General features: G+C 40.4%; 1 protein-coding gene and 1 pseudogene. One reads left to right on the top strand and one right to left on the bottom strand.

All coding sequences use genetic code 11. From position 1 onward, the window contains the following. On the top strand, positions 1-1,141 hold a 1,141-nt coding region (locus tag ACUVJL_RS21570), incomplete at its 5' end, for a sensor histidine kinase (RefSeq protein WP_445247701.1). A gap of 256 nt (positions 1,142-1,397) precedes the next feature. Here ACUVJL_RS21570 and ACUVJL_RS21565 read toward each other — a convergent pair. Then, positions 1,398-1,553: pseudogene (locus ACUVJL_RS21565) on the bottom strand (16S rRNA (adenine(1518)-N(6)/adenine(1519)-N(6))-dimethyltransferase RsmA); the annotation flags it as partial.

The raw sequence follows: 1,553 nt of genomic DNA, 5'->3' as shown, positions 1-1,553 counted from the left end.
ATCCGCCAACCGACTCCTAGAAGCTGAAATTGTTGAGCGCCAATTAGCAGAAGCTGCACTACAAAATGCTAAAGAAGAATTAGAAATTCGAGTAGAGGAACGCACCGCAGAGTTAAAGTCTCAAACTCAACATTTAGCATTTGCCAACCGACTCCTAGAAGCTGAAATTGTTGAGCGCCAATTAGCAGAAGCTGCACTACAAAATGCTAAAAAAGAAGTAGAAATGCGAGTAGAGGAACGCACCGCAGAGTTACAGTTTCAAACTCAACAGCTAGAACAAGCATTGTCTGAATTGAAGCAGGCTCAATCAAACCTAATTCACAGCGAAAAAATGTCTTCTTTAGGGCAATTAGTCGCTGGGATTGCTCATGAAATCAACAATCCGATTAACTTTATTTACGGCAATATTACTCACACCCGCCAGTATGCCAATAGTTTGCTAGAACTGGTGAATCTCTATCAAGAGCAGTATCCGAATCCCCTACCCATAGTTCAAGAAAAAATTAATTATGTAGATTTATATTTTCTCATTTCTGACCTGCCAAAAATATTAAATTCTATGAAAAACGGCGCCGAGCGAATTTTTGGTATTGTCAAGTCGCTGCGAATTTTTTCTCGCCATGACGAAGCAGAAATGAAATTAGCCGACATTCATGAAGGAATTGACAGCACACTGATGATTTTGCAAAGCCGATTGAATGCTAAGCCCGGTTTGTCGAGCATTCAAGTTATCAAAGAATATGGCAATTTACGGAAAATAGAGTGCTATCCCGGACAGCTAAATCAAGTATTTATGAATATCATCGCTAATGCTATTGATGCTTTAGAAGACGACAGCGACAGCGAGTCGATTGCAGCCAATGAAGCTAATCCCCGCATCATCAAAATTTCTACTAAACTTTTAGACAGTGAAGTGGTAGAAATCCGAATTAGCAACAACGGACCAGAAATAACAGAATCGGTGATGAAGCAGTTATTTAATCCATTTTTTACCACTAAACCAGTAGGTAAAGGCACGGGATTGGGTTTATCGATCGGCTATCAAATTATCACAGTAAGACATCAAGGCGAATTGCAGTGTATTTCTGCACCGGGGAAAGGTGCGGAATTTATTATTAAAATTCCGATTAGCCTGCAATAAACCTTTAAAAATCCACAACAAACCTAAATTTAACTATGTGTAGTCAGGTCGAAGAGTCCTTATTTATAAAAAAACAGAATATCCAGATACCAGACTTCTTTAAAAATTCGAGTATCTATAGCGGTTCTCAAGCGTGGTGAGGTATGCCCGATGCCCGATGCCCAATCCCCGATGCCCGATGCCCGATGCCCAATCCCCGATGCCCGATGCCCGATGCCCTATGTTACTGAGAAAGGCTATAACAGAATCGTTAACTTCAAACCTCGCACATCATATTATTACTCAAATTTACCCATTGCTCCACGCTTAAATCTTCAGCGCGAGATTGAGGATTTATTTGTAACTCTTCTAGCAATTGAACGAGTTTATCTAAATCCACAGCCCCTTTCAAATTATTTCGCAGCATCTTGCG

It is taken from the genome of Microcoleus sp. OTE_8_concoct_300 (assembly GCF_031383065.1).
Lineage (GTDB): Bacteria > Cyanobacteriota > Cyanobacteriia > Cyanobacteriales > Microcoleaceae > Microcoleus.
The sequence above is the reverse complement of the archived record's forward strand: the minus strand, read 5'-3'. Positions and strand labels throughout refer to the sequence as shown.